This is a genomic window from Streptomyces sp. NPDC020192 (genome assembly GCF_044388685.1).
Lineage (GTDB): Bacteria > Actinomycetota > Actinomycetes > Streptomycetales > Streptomycetaceae > Streptomyces.
Genome location: NZ_JBIRXG010000005.1, coordinates 180,318 through 197,503 on the forward strand (window position 1 = coordinate 180,318; position 17,186 = coordinate 197,503).

General features: G+C 70.1%; 15 protein-coding genes. 5 read left to right on the forward strand and 10 right to left on the reverse strand.

The features are described from left to right. Positions 1-114: 114 nt before the first annotated feature. Positions 115-3,738, forward strand: coding sequence for an NACHT domain-containing protein (locus tag ACH47Z_RS12665; protein WP_399073212.1), 3,624 nt, complete (start codon positions 115-117; stop codon positions 3,736-3,738). A 19-nt stretch (positions 3,739-3,757) separates the two neighbouring features. On the opposite strand, the gene mctP is transcribed toward ACH47Z_RS12665, so the two are convergent. From mctP to ACH47Z_RS12690, 5 genes are all read right to left on the reverse strand, one after another. Next, on the reverse strand, positions 3,758-5,386 hold the full coding sequence (gene mctP, locus ACH47Z_RS12670) for a monocarboxylate uptake permease MctP (RefSeq protein ID WP_399073213.1): 1,629 nt from the start codon (positions 5,384-5,386) through the stop codon (positions 3,758-3,760). Further along, complete coding sequence (locus ACH47Z_RS12675; protein WP_399073215.1) at positions 5,383-5,646, reverse strand: DUF3311 domain-containing protein; 264 nt, start codon at positions 5,644-5,646, stop codon at positions 5,383-5,385. The genes mctP and ACH47Z_RS12675 overlap by 4 nt, the downstream gene beginning before the upstream one ends. 136 nt (positions 5,647-5,782) lie before the next feature. Then, positions 5,783-6,547, reverse strand: a complete 765-nt coding sequence (locus ACH47Z_RS12680; protein WP_399073216.1) for a GntR family transcriptional regulator — start codon at positions 6,545-6,547, stop codon at positions 5,783-5,785. Between the two features lie 215 nt (positions 6,548-6,762). Further along, positions 6,763-7,548: a glucosamine-6-phosphate deaminase gene (nagB, locus tag ACH47Z_RS12685; RefSeq protein ID WP_399073218.1), complete on the reverse strand. Its 786-nt coding sequence runs from the start codon at positions 7,546-7,548 to the stop codon at positions 6,763-6,765. A 133-nt stretch (positions 7,549-7,681) separates the two neighbouring features. Further along, entirely contained in the window at positions 7,682-8,434 is a 753-nt protein-coding gene (locus ACH47Z_RS12690; protein ID WP_399073220.1) for an SDR family oxidoreductase, read from the reverse strand. A gap of 96 nt (positions 8,435-8,530) precedes the next feature. Between ACH47Z_RS12690 and ACH47Z_RS12695 the strand changes: the two genes are divergently transcribed. Together ACH47Z_RS12695 and ACH47Z_RS12700 are read left to right on the forward strand one after the other, a co-directional pair. Then, positions 8,531-9,160 carry a TetR/AcrR family transcriptional regulator gene (locus tag ACH47Z_RS12695; protein WP_399073221.1) on the forward strand — a complete coding sequence of 210 codons (630 nt, stop codon included), beginning with the start codon at positions 8,531-8,533 and terminating at the stop codon, positions 9,158-9,160. Positions 9,161-9,504: 344 nt separating this feature from the next. Next, a complete protein-coding gene (locus ACH47Z_RS12700; protein ID WP_399073222.1) occupies positions 9,505-10,980 on the forward strand; it encodes a sensor histidine kinase in 1,476 nt (491 codons plus the stop codon). Positions 10,981-11,175: 195 nt separating this feature from the next. Here the strand turns inward: ACH47Z_RS12700 and ACH47Z_RS12705 are convergent, their stop codons facing one another. Both ACH47Z_RS12705 and ACH47Z_RS12710 read right to left on the reverse strand, forming a co-directional pair. After that, entirely contained in the window at positions 11,176-11,433 is a 258-nt protein-coding gene (locus tag ACH47Z_RS12705; RefSeq protein WP_003992873.1) for a WhiB family transcriptional regulator, read from the reverse strand. A gap of 320 nt (positions 11,434-11,753) precedes the next feature. Then, on the reverse strand, positions 11,754-12,722 hold the full coding sequence (locus ACH47Z_RS12710) for a diacylglycerol/lipid kinase family protein (protein WP_399073223.1): 969 nt from the start codon (positions 12,720-12,722) through the stop codon (positions 11,754-11,756). A 160-nt stretch (positions 12,723-12,882) separates the two neighbouring features. Here ACH47Z_RS12710 and ACH47Z_RS12715 point away from each other — a divergent pair, with 160 nt between their 5' ends. Continuing rightward, entirely contained in the window at positions 12,883-13,338 is a 456-nt protein-coding gene (locus tag ACH47Z_RS12715) for a hypothetical protein (RefSeq protein ID WP_399073224.1), read from the forward strand. A gap of 28 nt (positions 13,339-13,366) precedes the next feature. On the opposite strand, the gene ACH47Z_RS12720 is transcribed toward ACH47Z_RS12715, so the two are convergent. The 3 genes from ACH47Z_RS12720 to ACH47Z_RS12730 all read right to left on the reverse strand — a co-directional run bounded on the left by ACH47Z_RS12720 (position 13,367) and on the right by ACH47Z_RS12730 (position 15,477). Then, complete coding sequence (locus tag ACH47Z_RS12720) at positions 13,367-14,455, reverse strand: RNA polymerase sigma factor SigF (RefSeq protein WP_399073225.1); 1,089 nt, start codon at positions 14,453-14,455, stop codon at positions 13,367-13,369. Between the two features lie 17 nt (positions 14,456-14,472). Next, positions 14,473-14,889: an anti-sigma regulatory factor gene (locus ACH47Z_RS12725; protein ID WP_031163342.1), complete on the reverse strand. Its 417-nt coding sequence runs from the start codon at positions 14,887-14,889 to the stop codon at positions 14,473-14,475. A gap of 327 nt (positions 14,890-15,216) precedes the next feature. After that, positions 15,217-15,477 (reverse strand): UBP-type zinc finger domain-containing protein, encoded by a 261-nt coding sequence (locus ACH47Z_RS12730; RefSeq protein ID WP_399073226.1) that lies wholly within the window; start codon positions 15,475-15,477, stop codon positions 15,217-15,219. 61 nt (positions 15,478-15,538) lie between these two features. On the opposite strand from ACH47Z_RS12730, the gene ACH47Z_RS12735 reads away from it, so the two are divergent. After that, a complete protein-coding gene (locus ACH47Z_RS12735; protein ID WP_399073227.1) occupies positions 15,539-17,134 on the forward strand; it encodes a Na+/H+ antiporter in 1,596 nt (531 codons plus the stop codon). Positions 17,135-17,186: the final 52 nt, after the last annotated feature.

The window sequence follows — 17,186 nt, forward strand, 5'->3', positions numbered from 1 at the left end:
TTCGGGGACGGCGGCCGCCGGTGGCCGGGTTGCGGGGCGGGGCGTGAGTGTTTCCATGGAGGTAGGTGCCCGCGGGCCTCCATGCCGGGATCCGTCTCGGAAGGAGCGCGCACCATGACGAGGATCGTCCTTCACCCGCCGGGCAAGGAGCGGCTGCGCAGCGCGCCCATGGCGACGCTGTACCCGAGGCGGGTGTGGCGCCGGGGCAGGCGTGTTCTCCTCGGCTACTGGCACCACGTGACGATCGGGCTGGAGGCCCGGCGCGACACCATCCGCCCCAAGAAGTGGCGCCGATGGTTCTCGTACACCAACGCGACCCGGATCATCTGGGCGTTCTTCCTGTGCCTGCTCCTGATGTGGATGGCGGAGGGTCTCTGGATCCTGTTCACGCATCACACGACCCCCTTCGAGGAGTGGCGCAAGAGGTCCAGTACGGGGTTCGACTCCGTGCTCCGCTTCGTCGGTCCGCTCCTCGCCGCCTCCGTCGCTGCCGCATTCTTCCTGTTCGTCTGGTACAGCTGGACCAAGCGGCGCTATCTCGCGAAGGCGCGCAGGCATCCGCGCGAACTGGTGCTCACCGCCGGGCCGGACATGGCCGAGATCGTGGGCCGTGAGGAGGTCGCCCGGGTCATCGCCCAGCGGCTGCGACAGCGTGAGACCCGCAGGCCGTATCTGCTCGTCGGCGGTGTCGGCACGGGCAAGACCGCCGTGCTGGTGCGGCTCACCGAACTGCTGGCCCGGCAGCACGCCGTTCCCGTGCCGATCCGGCTGCGGGACGCCACCGGGGCCGACCTGAACTTCGAGCGTCTGGCCAGGCAACGGTTCGCCGAGGAGGCGCCCCACGGCATTCTGGCGCGCACCAAGAACGACCGGGTCTGGCAACAGCTGCTCGCCGACGACAAGGTGGTCGTCCTCGCCGACGGCCTGGAAGAGGCGGTCCTCGACGAGAGGTTCCAGGAGAACCGGGACAACATCATCCGCGAGGCCATCGAGCGCGCCCACGAGGACAAGCTGCCCCTCGTCATCGCGTCCCGGCCGCACAGCCCGCTGGAGAGCACCTCCGCCGCGATCGTGGAACTCGAACCGCTGGGCGAGGAGCAGGCGTTGCGCTTCGTTGAGGCGCGGGTCCCGGAGACGGACGAGCGCCGCGTGGACTGGATCGTCGAGACCGCGGAGGTCACCGATTCGCCCATCTACCTGCAGATTGCCCGCGAACTGCACCACCACGGCGACCTGGAGCGCGACTGTCCGCACCCCGACGCGGACCGGCTGGACACCCGCAGCCGGGATCGCAGCACGCTACGGCTGTGGCTGCTGGAGACGTGGGACCGCGCCCTGCGGGAGGGGCGACTGCGCGAGAACGTCGAGCTGAGCCCCGAGGAGCGCCGCGACACCGTCGAGGTGGTCTCCGCGCTCGCGTGCATCGGACTGCTCCAGGACAGGCTGGAGGTCGGCTTCGGCGCACTACTGGACAGTGACGTACACCCCAATCCGGCGCGGCGGGCGTGGGCCCGGGCGGGCCACCTGTGGACCAGGGCCCGCCGCTTCGACCGGTACGGCAAGCGCGGGAACACCTTCTCGGAGTGGCATCGGGAACGGATCTGGAAGACGCTCTGCGCTCACCTGAGCGAAGAGGAGGGCATGCGGCTGAGCGAGGGCAACATGAGCCAGTGCCAGGCCGCGCTCGCCCGCTTCGCCGCCCATGCCGACAAGCTGCAGCTGGTGGAGGGCTCCGAGAAGAGGCTCCGCTTCCCGCACAGCATCATGCAGGCCTACTTCGGCTTCCGCATGCTGCATCACCTCGGGGAGCGCGGCGGGGGCGAGCTGATCCAGCAGGCCCTGCAGCCGCCGGGGCCCAGCCGTGAGCTGCTCATCGCTCTGGTCCTGCTCTCCCGTCGCCGGGCAGCGGAACTGTCGGCCAAGGGCGGCAGTGTCCGGGCCGAGCTGAGGAAGGACATGGCCGAGCTGCGACGGCAGGCTCCCGTGTACGGCCGGCCCCTGGCCGACCGGCTCCTCACGGCCGCGAACCGCCGTACGAACGACCCCAAGGCCCTCGACCTCTACGCGGCGGCCCTGGAGGTCGACAGCGTGGAGCCCCGGCCGAGACTGCTGAGCGACATCGTCGACAAGGTGCAGGAGCGCTGGCTGCGCATCAAGTCCGACCGGCGCACCCTCGAGGACGCCAAGCTGAGACTGCTCAAGCAACTGGGCACGGCACTGCGCGAGGCCTCCGACAAGATCGACACCATGCCGCTCTACGACACGCTCTTCCAGATCGGCAAGAAGGAGCCCTCCTACGCGGTACGCCTCGCCGCCGCCCAGGAGTTCGGCAGCGGCGGAAACGCGGCGTTCGCCGTGATCCGTGAGTACATCGGTCTCAACACCGACCCCATCAGGGAGTACGACAAGGAGGTCCGCGACCTGAGAGCCCGCAGGCGGAGGCAGTACGGCGAGTGGACCACAAGGATGCGGAGGGAGAGGGACGCCCAGGTCTCCGCGCGGGGCAAGCCGTCGGCGGCCGTCGAACGGCTGCAGGCCAGGCGGCTCGAGACCAAGCAGCGGTACCGGCGGGACCGTACCAAGCTGTCCAGGGAGTTCGTGATGCGGGCCTGGATGATTCCCATGCTCCTGGGCTCCGTCGACGACTCCCACCGGGACGAGGCCCGCGAACGCCTCACCAAGTGGCTGCGTCATCTCGATCCGAAGTACACCCGTGGCACCCCGGACCTGCCCCTCGCCCTGGAGATCGCGCTGGCCCAAGGCTTCAAGTACGCGGCCAACCGGCGCAAACGCCACCCCTTCTCGTACCCGGGCAGCCGTGCCGACCTGATCCGGCAGGCGGAGACCGTGCTGCAGCAGTCACGGTGCTGGTACACCCAGCTGACGCTGCTTCAGGCGCTGTGCCTGTGGGAGCTGCCGGACAGCCTCGGCCGCCGTGACCAGGACGCCGACGGCGCGGGATGGCTCGAGGAGGACCGCGACGGGGCGCGCGGGCCGTCCCGGTCGATCGGCGGGACGAGCGCCGTGCAGACGGTGCAGCGCTGGCTGTCGATGGCGGGCACGGTCAACGGCGTGCCCGGCCAGAGCGGCACGGACGGCGACTCGACCCGGCGAGTGCTGCACCCGTTCGTCGCCGAGGCGGGTGATCTGGTGGCCCTCGCGCTGGAGACCGGGCAGCCCGAGCGCTTTCTGTGGATCGACGAGAAGACCGTCACCGACAACATCGGCTCCCGTACCGGCGGGACCCAGGGCTACCGCAAGCACAACCTGTGGATCCCGCCCTCCGCCGGGTGGAGCACCCTCGACGGGCGGGCCCAGCATCTCGTCGCCGACGTGCTGATCATGCTGAACCTGATGGAACGGGACGGATACCCGGACGAGGTCGAGGAGCGCATGGCCCGCGCGGAGCGGTCCTGCACGCCGCTCCCGCCGTGCATCGCCACGAGCCGCGAGCCACTGCGGCCCGACCTGCGGCCCGGTACGTCCGCCCCGCCCCCACCGGGCACCACCTGTCTGCCCGACTGCAAGTTCCAGCTCTGCCCGTACCCGCCCCGGGGCGATGTCCCCCGGGGCGAGATCGGTGAGCCGTTCTGCCGCCAGCAGCAGGTCCTGCTGCCCGGACCCGTACGCCGCAAGTTCCCCAGGACCGTGCACAGGAAGACCCCGCACTGGGTCGGCATGCGCGTCCGCGATCTGGACCGCTTCTGGGACGCGATGGCCGGGCGCACGCGGGACTAGGGCGCCCGGCCCGGGTGGGCTAGTGCGCGCTGCCCGCGGTCGCCGGCGGCAGCTCCACCTGCACTCCGGGGTCGCCCGCGTCCGCCGTGTAGTCCTCCGGCCTGGTCTCGTCGAGGCCCTCGGGGGCCTTCACGGCCTTCAGGACCAGGGTCAGGACCACCGTGACCGCCACGTTGAGCACGAACGCGGTGAAGCCGATGTAGCCGATCTCACCGATGCCCGGGATCTCCTTCGCCGAGCCGCCGAAGTGCTTCTGGGCCGGGGAGGCGACCCCGTACGCGGCGACCGTGCCGTAGATCATGCCGACCGCCCAGCCGGCGAGCAGTGCCCAGCGGTGGAACCAGCGGGTGAACAGGCCGCCGACCAGGGCCGGGAAGGTCTGCAGGATCCAGATGCCGCCCAGCAGCTGGAAGTTGATGGCGACCGTCTTGTCCATGGTGAGGACGAAGACCAGGGCGCCGACCTTCACCAGCAGGGACACGAACTTGGAGACCTGGGCCTCCTGCTTCGGTGTGGCGTCCGGCTTGATGAAGTCCTTGTAGATGTTGCGGGTGAAGAGGTTCGCCGCCGCGATCGACATGATGGCGGCGGGTACGAGCGCGCCGATGCCGATCGCCGCGAAGGCCACGCCCGCGAACCAGTCCGGGAACATGTCCTCGAACAGCTGCGGGATCGCCAGCTGGCCGTTCTTGACCTTCACTCCGGCCGCGATCGCCATGAAGCCCAGCAGGGCCAGCAGGCCGAGCATGAGGGAGTACAGCGGCAGGATCGTGGTGTTGCGGCGGATCACGTCACGGCTCCTGGACGACAGGGTCGCGGTGATCGAGTGCGGGTACATGAACAGCGCGAGCGCCGAGCCCAGGGCCAGCGTGGCGTATGTCCACTGGCCCGCCTCCGGCGGCGCGAGCGCGCCGCGCGGTTTGCCCGTCGCCGGGTTGACCTGGCTGAACGCGTGCCCGGCCTTGGCGAAGATGTCGTCGAAGCCGCCCAGCTTGATCGGGATGTAGATGATCGCCACCGCGATGACGATGTAGATCAGACCGTCCTTGACGAACGCGATCAGGGCGGGGGCCCGCAGGCCGGAGGAGTAGGTGTAGGCCGCCAGCACGCCGAAGGCGATCAGCAGGGGCAGGTCCTTCACGAACCAGTTGGTGTTGTCCCCGCCGCCCACGCCCATCACGTCCAGCACGGCCTGGATGCCGACGAGCTGGAGCGCGATGTACGGCATCGTCGCGAGGATGCCGGTCAGCGCCACGGCCAGGGACAGGCCCTTGGAGCCGAAGCGGCCGCGCACGAAGTCCGAGGTCGTCACATAACCGTGCTTGTGGGACACCGACCACAGGCGCGGCAGGAAGGTGAAGATCAGCGGGTAGACCAGGATCGTGTACGGCACCGCGAAGAAGCCGGACGCGCCCGCCGCGTAGATCGCCGCCGGTACGGCGACGAAGGTGTACGCCGTGTACAGGTCGCCGCCGAGCAGGAACCAGGTGATCCAGGTGCCGAACGACCGTCCGCCCAGGCCCCATTCGTCCAGCGAGTGCTCGTTCTCGGCCCTGCGCCAGCGTGCGGCGAGGAAGCCCATGACCGTGACGGCCAGGAAGAAGAAGATGAAGACGCCGAGCGCGACGCCGTTGACGCCGTTCTTCACTTCGACCCACCACCCTTCTGAGTGGCGCGGGAGCGCTGGTCACGCTGCCACAGCTGGTACGCCGTCATGGTGAGCGCGGTGGAGATCAGTACCCAGAGCATCTGGTACCAGTAGAAGAACGGGATCCCGATGAACGCCGGGTCCGTCTTGGCGTACGAGCCGACCCACAGCATCGCCACGAAGGGCGCGACGAGACACAGCCCGATGATCACGCGGACCGGTGTCACAACCGGTGGTCTCACTTCAGGTGCTTCGGACATGTCACGGCTCTCCGTCCCCTCGCTGATCACCTGTGTAATGCGCAGGCAATCTAGGTGACGGTGTCGCGCCAGTGGAAGACCTCGTCCGCATATCGGTATATCGATTCAGCGAACGTCCACACAGAGCCGACGCGTCTTATTCCGCCGGCCGCTTGAGCCGCGCGACGAACTTGTAGCGGTCTCCCCGGTACACCGACCGCACCCACTCCACCGGCTTGCCCTCCCGGTCCAGGGAGTGGCGGGAGAGCATCAGCATCGGCAGGCCCACGTCGGTGCCGAGCAGGCCGGCCTCGCGCGGGGTGGCCAGGGAGGTCTCGATGGTCTCCTCGGCCTCGGCGAGGTGGATGTCGTAGACCTCGGCGAGGGCGGTGTAGAGGGACGTGTACTTCACCAGGGACCGGCGCAGCGCCGGGAAGCGCTTGGCGCTCAGGTGCGTCGTCTCGATCGCCATCGGCTCGCCGTTGGCCATACGCAGCCGCTCGATGCGCAGCACGCGTCCGCCGGCCGCGATGTCGAGCAGCTCGGCGAGCCGGTCGTCGGCGGTGACGTACCCGATGTCGAGCAGCTGCGAGGTCGGCTCCAGGCCCTGGGCGCGCATGTCCTCGGTGTAGGAGGTGAGCTGCAGCGCCTGGGAGACCTTGGGCTTGGCGACGAAGGTGCCCTTGCCCTGGATGCGCTCCAGCCGGCCCTCCACGACCAGCTCCTGCAGGGCCTGGCGGACGGTGGTGCGGGAGGTGTCGAACTCGGCCGCCAGCGTGCGCTCGGGCGGGACCGGCGTGCCCGGCGCCTGCGTCTCCGTCATGTCGAGCAGGTGCTTCTTCAAGCGGTAGTACTTGGGCACGCGCGCCGTACGGACGGTTGTGCCGGCCTCGTTCTCCGCACTGCTGACGTCGGTGCTCATGCTCTGCCTTCCCGGCTCCGGATGCCGAAGCGGCCGACCTGGCATCGGCCACGGCTCACATCGTGGCACGGCTTCGTGTGTCCGGAGTCCACCCGCACGCCCCGTGATCTCCTCTGTATACCGTCGCACCCCATGTTGGTCTAGTCCATCGCCCCGCTGTGCGCGACCCGTACCGGTATGCGCACCGGCACGGGCATCGGCACCGGCGCCCTCGACTAGATCCCCTGCCAGTCCGGCTTGTTGGCGTAGGTGTGACGGAAGTAGTCGGCGAGCTTCAGCTTGGACGCGGCCGCCTCGTCGACGACCACCGTGGCGTGCCGGTGCAGCTGGAGGGCGGAGGCCGGGCAGACGGCGGCGACCGGGCCCTCGACGGTGGCGGCGACCGCGTCGGCCTTGCCCTCGCCGGTCGCGAGCAGGACCAGGTGGCGGGCCTCCAGGATGGTGCCGATGCCCTGGGTGATGACGTGGTGCGGGACCTGGTCGATGTCGCCGTCGAAGAAGCGGGCGTTGTCGATGCGGGTCTGCTCGGTCAGGGTCTTGATCCGGGTGCGCGAGGCGAGCGAGGAGCACGGCTCGTTGAAGCCGATGTGTCCGTCGGTGCCTATGCCCAGCAGCTGCAGGTCCACCCCGCCGGCCTCGGCCAGTGCCCGGTCGTAGGCCTCGCACGCCGCCAGGACGTCCTCGGCGGTGCCGTCGGGTCCGAGGAAGGCGTCCATGCCGATGCCGAGGGGCTGAAGGACCTCGCGGCGCAGCACCGAGCGGTAGGACTCGGGGTGGTCGGCGGGCAGGCCCACGTACTCGTCGAGCTGGGCGATCCGGGCCCGCGAGGTGTCCGCGGCACCGGAGCGCACCTTGGCGGTGAGCGCCTGGTAGACGGGCAGCGGGGTGGAGCCGGTGGCCACGCCGAGCAGGGCGTCGGGCTTGCGTCGCAGCAGCTGGGCCATGGCCTCGGCGATCAGCTCGCCGCCCGCCGCGGCATCCGGAACGATGACAACTTCCACGCTGGGCCTGCCGTTCTGAAGTGGGCTCTGCGCCTCTCCATGTGGTTTAGACCAATCTAACAGAGCCGGGGTTCGCCGGCGCGGGGAAGGAGGGAAAGGGGAGGAGAAGACCCGGGGAAGTTCAGGGAAGCGGTCAGGTGAGGGATCCTCCCGTCGCGTCCAGCCAGTGGCCCGTCACCCAGCGGCCGTCCTCCGAGACCAGGAAGGCCACCACGTCGGCGATGTCCGCCGGTGTGCCCACCCGGCCCAGTGCCGAGTAACCGGCTGCCTGCCGCCATGCCTCGTCGCTGGCGCGCAGCCAGTCGGCGTTGACATCCGTGTCGACGATGCCGGGTGCCACCGAGTTCACGGTGATGCCGCGCGGGCCGAGCACCTTGGAGAGGTCCCGGGTGAGCACGTCCAGGGCCGCCTTCGTCATGGAGTACGCCACCAGATCGGGCATCGAGGCGGCCCGTGCGAGACCGGACGATATGTTCACCACCCGGCCGCCGTCCCGCAGCCGGTCCGCCCCGAGCCGGGTGAGGAAGAACGGCGCCTTCACGTTCACCGCGAACAGCCGGTCGTACTCCTCCTCTTCGATCTCCGCGAAGGGGCGTGCGGCGGCGATGGCCGCGTTGTGTACGAGGATGTCCAGGCCGTCCGCGTGCCGGTCGAACTCCTCCCACAGTCGCGCGGCGTCCCCCGGTGTGCCCAGCTCCACGCCGAGCGTGAACGCCGAGCCGCCCGCCGCCTCGATGGCCGCGACCGTCTCCTTGGCGGCCGCCTCATTGCTCCCGTAGTGCACCGCCACCCGGGCGCCGTCCCGCCCCAGCCGCTCGGCGATACCTCGCCCGATGCCCCGACTTCCGCCCGTGACCAGCGCCGTCTTCCCCGTGAGCGCACCCATGCCCGCCACCCCTTCGCATTTGTCTAGCGGTCGATACAAAAAAACCGTACACCACCCCCGGGACAATTTTCTAGGGTCCGCTATAAAATACCCACCATGGTGGACGGTCAGGACACGAAAGCGCAGGCCAGCACTGGCAGGACGCGCGGCCGGCCGCGCTCCTTCGACCGGGCCACGGCGCTGGAGAAGGCGCTCATGGCCTTCTGGGAGCACGGCTACGAGGCCACCTCGGTCTCGGACCTCACCCGGATCATGGGCATCGGAGCCCCCAGTCTGTACGCGGCCTTCGGTGACAAGCGGAGCCTGTTCGAGGAGGTCGTCCAGGTCTACGGCGCCACGCACGGCGCCTTCAGTGACCGCGCCCTCGCCGAGGAGCCCACCGCCCGCGCGGGCGTCGCCCGCATGCTGCGCGAGGCCGCCGCCGAGTACACCGACCCCGCCCACCCCTACGGCTGTCTGGTCGTGCACGCGGCCACCAACTGCACCAGCCCCGAGGTGGAGGAGCTGCTGCGCGGGCAGCGCAACGCCAACATCGCGGCCATGGCCTCCCGGATCCGGGCGGACATCGCGGCGGGACTGCTCCCGGCCGGCACCGACGCCGGCGCCCTCGCCCGGCACGCCGGCGCGATGATCCAGGGCATGTCCCAGCAGGCGCGGGACGGAGCGAGCCGGGCGGAGTTGGAGGCGGTCGCGGAAATTGCCATGTCCATCTGGCCCCATGACTGAGCCCGGCGGGCTAGGCTGCGTGGCATCGAGTGCCATCAGTCGTGCGAGCCGACAAGACCATGGACACATCGTTGTGGTCTAGTCCACAATTCCACATGAACACACAAGCCTCCGTCTTCCCCGCACAGGAAGGCGGATCGAGGAACCGGAGCTCTCTGCCCTGACTGCCCCGGCTCCTCGACCTTCGGCCGACCGGGACCGCACACCCCGCGGCCGATGATGCTCCGGGCTGCGGTGCCGGGAGGGTTGAGGGTCCCTTCCAGGCGCCGCGGCCCGCGGGTGTTTCCGGGGCCGGTCGCGGCTGTTTTTCAGCCACGTTCAAACGTGCGGGTACGCTCGCAGACGTGCCCTCCATGAACGAACTGGTCCGCCAGCACACCGCCCTCGACGATTCCGATCTCGAGTGGCTCCACCTGCTGGTCTCGGAGTGGCAGCTGCTCTCCGACCTCTCCTTCGCCGACCTGGTCCTGTGGGTCCCCACCCGCGACGGCACCCGCTACGTCTCGGTCGCCCAGATGCGCCCCAACACCGGCCCCACCTCCTACCAGGACGACATGGTCGGCCACCTCGTCCCGCGCGGCCGCCGGCCCATGCTGGACGCGGCCCTCGACGAGGGCCGGATCGTGCGCGAGGGCGACCCGGAGTGGCGCGAAGAGGTCCCCGTACGGGTCGAGTCCATCCCTGTACGGCGTGAGGGCCGTGTCCTCGGCGTGATCGCCCGCAACACCAATCTGCTCACCGTCCGCACCCCGAGCCGGCTGGAGCTGACCTATCTCCAGAGCGCCTCGGACCTCGCGCAGATGATCGCGGCAGGATCGTTCCCCTTCCCGGACCAGCAGGTCGACATGGACGCCTCGCCGCGCGTCGGCGACGGACTGATCCGGCTCGACGCGGACGGCATCGTCCAGTACGCCTCCCCCAACGCCCTGTCCGCCTACCACCGCCTCGGCCTCGCCGCCGACCTGGTCGGCCACCACCTCGGGCAGACCACCGCCGAACTCGCCCCGACCCGGGGCCCGGTGGACGAGGCGCTCGTCAAGCTCGCCAGCGGCTGGGCGCCGCGCGAGTTCGAGATCGAGGCCAACGACGGGGTGATCCAGTTCCGGGCGATCCCGCTCAAGCCCAAGGGCACCCGCATCGGTTCGCTGGTGCTCTGCCGGGACGTCACCGAACTGCGCCGCCGCGAACGCGAGTTGATCACCAAGGACGCTACCATCCGGGAGATCCACCACCGGGTGAAGAACAACCTCCAGACGGTCGCCGCCCTGCTGCGCCTCCAGGCCCGGCGCATCGATTCCGAGCGTGGCCGCGAGGCCCTGGAGGAGGCCGTGCGCCGGGTCGGCTCGATCGCCATCGTCCATGAGACGCTGTCCCAGAACCTGGACGAGCGCGTGGAGTTCGACGACATCGCCGACCGCGTGCTGGCGATGGTCGCCGAGATCTCGCCGGGCAAGGTGACCGGCCGGCGCAGCGGACGCTTCGGGATCCTGGACGCCGAGGTCGCCACCCCGCTGTCCATGGTTCTCACCGAGATCCTGCAGAACGCCCTGGAGCACGGCTTCCGCGAGGGCGACACCGGCACGGTCGAGGTCTCCGCGGTCCGCGGCGGTACGACGAAGGAGGCTCGCCTCCTGGTCACCGTCCAGGACGACGGCGTCGGCCTGCCCGAGGGCTTCGACCCGCACCGCTCGGGCAACCTCGGCCTGCAGATCGTACGGACCCTGGTGGAGGGTGAGTTGGGCGGCTCCTTCGACATGGTCCCGGCACCGGAGCGGGGCACCCGGGTGATCCTCGACATCCCGGTGCGGGCGCAGAAGTAGGCAACTTCCTCCACGGCAAAGGGGCCCCAGCACAGCAAAAAGCCCCGGACCGCCATGGGTCCGAGGCTCGTGCTCGTTGCTGCTCTGCTCAATCGCTAGCGGCATCGGGGGATACTGCGCGCTGCGGCTCGGGGGCGGGAGATGCGTACGTGGTGCACGCGCCGCCAAGCTCAGGCTGTCAGCAGGGGTGGGATGTCAGGCGGAGGCCTGACGAGCCCGGTTGCGAGCGGCGCGGCGCTTCATGGCGCGGCGCTCGTCCTCGCTGAGACCACCCCAGACGCCGGAGTCCTGACCGGACTCGAGCGCCCACTGCAGACACTGCTCGATCACCGGGCAGCGACGGCAGACGGCCTTGGCTTCCTCGATCTGCAGCAGCGCAGGACCGGTGTTGCCGATGGGGAAGAAGAGCTCGGGGTCTTCCTCGCGGCAAACGGCGTTGTGACGCCAGTCCATGGCTGCTACCTCTCCTTGGTATTACGTGCAAGTTGCTTGTGAATGTGAACGCTTTCACGAATCCCTCAACAAGTGAAGGGCCGACCGTCGAGTCTTCCCCGGCGTGGTCCTGTGGTTGAAGAGGGGTTCCGGTGATCAGTGGAGGCCGGTGTTGCGGGCCGTCCCGATCGCCACGTAGAGACTCGCAAACCTCAGCGACGGATACAACCCCTTCCGGAAAGTTTTTTTTGATTCCTCGGTGTCGACTGGGTCACAGCCGTACTTCCATGGGGTGGATCCTGGCCTAAACGTTCGAGTGAAAGGACTTTAGGCCGTTCCGCTCACACAATCACACGCAGTGCGCGGCGTACACCTGTGAACGTCACGCTCGTACGCAGTCCGAGGTGGTCGCCGTCCATCTGCAGGGGCAGAGGAGCCTTCGAATGCAAGGTGAACTGGTCCAGGTCGTGCAGTGAGTGGGCATGCCTGCCCTGGGGTCCGCGCTCGGGGGACGAAGTGAGCAACTGGGTGCCATACCGGGCAACCGCGGCCGTCGACAGGCGGCTGAGACCGAGCACATCGAGGCCGGTATCGAACGAGGCCTTAGGTGATGTGTACATGGGGCGATTGCCGAGATACGTCCACGGGGCCGTGTTCGAGACTATGGCGAGGACAAGATCCGGGATCGGGTCCTCGCCGGGCCGTTCGAGCGTGATCGCGCCGTGCCGGCGGTTCTGTTCGCCGAGGAACTGCCGGACCACCTGACGGACGTACAGCCCGTGCGTCGACGTCTTGCCGCGCTCGCGCTGCTGCTCGACCCGGCCGACCACGCCCGCGTCGAAGCCCAGCCCGGCGTTGAAGGTGAACCAGCGGTCCGGGACCGCCTCGTCCTCGGTGCCCGGCGTGCCCGAGGTCAGCCCGAGCCCGACGACCCGCTCCCGGCCCTCGCGCAGCGCGTCCAGCAGGATGCCGGTGGCCTCGACGGGTTCGTTGGGCAGGCCCAGGGCGCGGGCGAAGACGTTCGTGGAGCCGCCGGGCACCACGGCGAGACCGGGCAGCCGGTCCAGGTCGGGGCCGGCGTGCAGGAGGCCGTTGACGACCTCGTTGACCGTGCCGTCGCCGCCGAGGGCCACCACGAGGTCGATGTCGTCGCTGTCCGCCGCCTGCCGGCCGAGGTCGCGCGCGTGGCCGCGGTACCCGGTGGTGACCGCCTCCAGCTTCATCTCACTCGCCAGCGCGTGGATGAGCACGTCACGCCTGCGTGCACTTGTGGTGGTTGCCGCCGGATTGACCACGAGAAGTGCACGCATGGATGGCAGCGTACCTACTGGGGGGTACCGGGTGGAGGGCGAGGTAGGGATCGGGTAAGAGGGGAAGGCGTGAGCCTGGACACTCCAGGGCTGCGAGAGGCGGGACTCTCCGGTCGCAGGGCGTGGAAGATCCCCAGGGGGCGACGGCTACCCTGCTGGGGTGAGCAGTGAGCAGAAGCGTGCCAAGGATGCCGGGGACACCGTCGAAGCCGCCGCCGGGCCGCGGCCGAGCCGGCTGACCTATGCCGCCGTGCTCGCCGGGCTGGAGGGTGTCGCCCTGGTGGTCGGCGGTGTGTGGATGGTCGTGCTCGGCATCACCGGCGACGGCTCCGACCGGCAGCAGGCGGTGTCCCTGGGGATCACCCTCGTCGTGCTCGCGCTGCTGCCGCTGCTCGCCGCGCGCGGGCTGCTGCTGCGGCGCGGCTGGAGCCGGGGCCCGGCGGTGATCACGCAGCTCATGGCGCTGCCGGTGGCCTACAGCCTGCTCCAGGCCGACAGCATGGCCATCCCGGCCGGGATAGCCCTCGCGGTCGTCGCCGTGGCGGCGCTGGTGCTGCTCGTCAACCCCGCCACGACCCGGGCCCTCGGCATCAAGGGGCCGGGCCGCAGCGAGTAGCCGTACCCCTCGCGCCCCACTCCGCGCCTCACTCCTCCACGAGGAGCTTCTCCCGCAGCTGGGCCAGCGTGCGGGCCAGCAGCCGGGAGACGTGCATCTGGGAGATGCCGACCTCCTGCGCGATCTGCGACTGGGTCATGTTCCCGAAGAAGCGCAGCAGCAGGATGCGCTTCTCGCGCGGCGGCAGGTCCTCCAGCAGCGGCTTCAAAGACTCCCGGTACTCCACGCCCTCCAGCGCCTCGTCCTCGGCGCCGAGGGTGTCGGCGACCGCCGGGGACTCGTCGTCGGTGTCGGGGACGTCCAGGGACAGCGTGGAGTACGCGTTCGCGGACTCCAGGCCCTCCAGGACCTCCTCCTCGGAGATGGCGAGCTTCTCGGCCAGCTCGTGCACCGTCGGGGAGCGGCCGTGCAGCTGGGACAGCTCGGCCGTCGCCGTGGTCAGCGCGAGCCGCAGCTCCTGCAGCCGGCGCGGCACGCGCACCGCCCAGCCCTTGTCGCGGAAGTGCCGCTTGATCTCGCCGACCACGGTCGGGGTGGCGTAGGTCGAGAACTCGACGCCGCGCTCCGGGTCGAACCGGTCGACGGACTTGATCAGACCGATCGTGGCGACCTGGGTGAGGTCGTCCAGCGGCTCGCCGCGGTTGCGGAAGCGGCGCGCCAGGTGCTCCACGAGCGGCAGGTGCATACGGACCAGCCGATTGCGCAGCTCCGCGTACTCCGGGCTGCCCTCCTTCAGCTTGCGCAGCTCGACGAACATCGCCCGCGCCCCGCTGCGGTCCTGGGGGCCGTGCTGTACGGCCTGCACGGCCTCCGCGCCCGGCGCGTCGTCCCCGGCGTTTCGTTCGTGCTCGCTCATCGTCCCGCCCGTAGCCCTTCCCCGAGCCCTCGCCCCCGCGCGGGGTGCCTCCGTGGGCGCGCCCGGCACGGAACCGTCACCGCCGACCGCCGCGGAGTGGTCCTCCTCCGGGTGCGGTCTCGCCTGCTCGGGGATGCCGTCGATGCCGTCCGCCATGCGCCGGGAACCGTCCCGGGGGCCTGTCCCAGGGGTCTCGGCTGACCAGGGGGCACCCCCGTCCCCGGCCGGCAGTTCCCGTGTGCCGCGCTCTTCGTCCCGCACCGGACCGTCCCCGTTCCTCACGCCGGGCCGGGGCCCGCGCCGCGCTGTTTGTAGAGGCTGATCGACACGGTCTTGTCCTCGTCGACGGCGGACGAGACCTTGCCCGCGAGGGCCGAGAGCACGGTCCAGGCGAAGGTGTCCCGCGAGGGGGCGTGACCGTCCGTGGTCGGCGCCGCGACCGTGACCTCCAGCGAGTCGTCGACGAGCCGGAAGACACAGCTGAGCACGGAGCCGGGCACGGCCTGTTGGAGCAGGATCGCGCAGGCCTCGTCCACGGCGATGCGCAGGTCCTCGATCTCGTCCAGGGTGAAGTCCAAGCGGGCCGCGAGACCGGCCGTGGCCGTCCGCAGCACCGACAGGTAGGCACCCGCGGCCGGCAGCCGGACTTCCACGAAGTCCTGATTCGCCGTGGGCTCGCCTGCGATCTGGGACACCCTCACCTCCATGGTGGTACAAGCTTTACGGGGCCGAGGGTCGCCCCTCGGGGTAACGCGTACGTGGTTCCGCGGTGACGCTATCGCGCTCCGAACGGTCCTGTCCTCGGGACCCCAACCCCCTGGCGTCACTCACAGTAAAGCTGTGGATACGCTCCGTGTCTAGAGGGTTTGCGGGCCCAAATGGGAAGAGCGCGCGCCGGGTTGACGTACCCAGGCGTCCGACGCTCGAACCGTCGTACGGCCGCCACCGCATGCAGTGTCACACGAGACCACACCCGGACGGGAAGTCGATCGGGCGGGAAACCGTTCGGACAGTCGGACGAGTCAGACGAGGATGTGGTCCACGAAGCACCACCGCCAGTCCTCGCCGGGCTCGAAGGTCCGCATGACCGGGTGACCGGACTCCTTGTGGTGGCCCGTCGCGTGCTGGCCCGGCGAGGAGTCGCAGCAGCCGACGTGGCCACAGGTGAGGCACAACCGAAGCTGCACCGGGTGCGTGCCGTCCCGCAGACACTCCGGGCAGGTCGGGTTGAGCGGCTCCGGATCCGGGTGCGGCAGCGCGTCGGCGTGCGTGCACTGTTTCATGATTGCCAGATTACGACGGGCGTGCGGGTGGCCGCGCGGAAAACGAGGGTGGGCGAGGACCATGGACGTGATGCCGCTGCTGTTGCTGGTGGCGGGCAGTGCGGGCATCGCGGGGGTTGCCCGGCGCACACCGGTGCCGGCGCCCCTGCTGCTGGTCGCCGTGGGCCTGGCCGTCAGTTACGTCCCCGGGATCCCGCACTACACCCTGGACCCGGAGGTCGTCCTGCCGCTGGTGCTGCCCCCGCTGCTGTACAAGGAGGGCACCGAGAGCTCGTACCTCGATCTGCGGGCCCAGATGCGGCCCGTGGCGATGCTGTCGGTCGGCTACGTGCTCTTCGCGACCTTCGTCGTCGGCTGGGCCGCCTACGTCGTCGTACCGGGGCTGCCGCTGCCCGCGGCGCTGGTGCTCGGCGCGGTCGTCGCGCCGACCGACGCGGTCGCGGCCGCGGCGATCGCGCGCCGGGTCGGGCTGCCGTCCCGGATCACCACCATCCTCCAGGGCGAGTCCCTGCTCAACGACGCCACCGCGATCACCGCCTACAAGGTGGCCCTCGCCGCGGCCGTCGGCGCGGGCGCCACCTGGGCGGGCGGGATCGGGGAGTTCCTGCGGGCCGCGGTCGGCGGGGTGCTCGTCGGACTGGTGCTCATGGTGCCGATCCACTGGCTGCGCACACACCTGAAGGAAGCGCTGCTGCAGAACACGCTCTCCCTGCTGATCCCGTTCGTCGCCTACGGGGTGGCCGAGCAGCTGCACGGCTCCGGTGTGCTCGCGGTCGTGGTGGTCGCGGTCTATCTCGGGCACCGCGCGTGGGAGGTCGACTTCGCCACCCGGCTCCAGGAGGACGCGGTGTGGCGGATGGTCGCCTTCCTGCTGGAGTCGGCGGTCTTCGCGCTGATCGGGCTGCAACTGCCGACCGTTCTCAAGGGGCTCGGCGCCTACCACGGGGCCGACGCGGCCTGGTACGCGGTCGCGGTCTTCGCCGTCGTCGTCGCGGCCCGGTTCGTGTGGATCTACCCGGCCGCCTTCCTGCCGCGCCTGCTGTCCGCCCGCATCCGCGAGCGCGAGGACAACCCCACCTGGCGGGCGCCGGTCGTGACGTCGTGGGCCGCCATGCGGGGCGTGGTGTCCCTGGCCATCGCGTTCTCGATCCCGCTCACGGTGCACGGCGGCGCCCCGTTCCCGCAGCGGAACCTGATCCTCTTCCTGACCTTCACCACGGTCATCGGCACCCTGGTCGTGCAGGGCTTCACGCTCGCGCCGCTGATCCGGCTGATGCGCTTCCCCGGCCGCGACCGGCAGGCCGAGACGCTCGCCGAGGCCAACGCGCAGGCACAGGCCTCCCGGGCCGCCGAACGCCGCCTGGACGATCTCCTCTCCGACGAGCGCAACGCCCTGCCCCCGCCGCTCGCCGACCGCCTGCGCACGGTCCTGGAGCGCCGCCGCAACGCCGTCTGGGAGCGCCTCGGCCAGACCAACCCCATCACCGGCGAGTCCGTCGACGACACCTACCGGCGCCTCTCCCGCGAGATGATCAGCGCCGAACGCGAGGTCTTCGTCAAGCTCCGCGACCACCGCTACATCGACGACGAGATGCTCCGCGCCCTGCTCAGACGCCTGGACCTGGAGGAGGCCGCGGCCTACCGGGAGGCGGCCTAGCCCTGCGGGAGAGCGGGCGTGCGGTGAGCGGGGTCCGGTGCGTGCCCTGTGC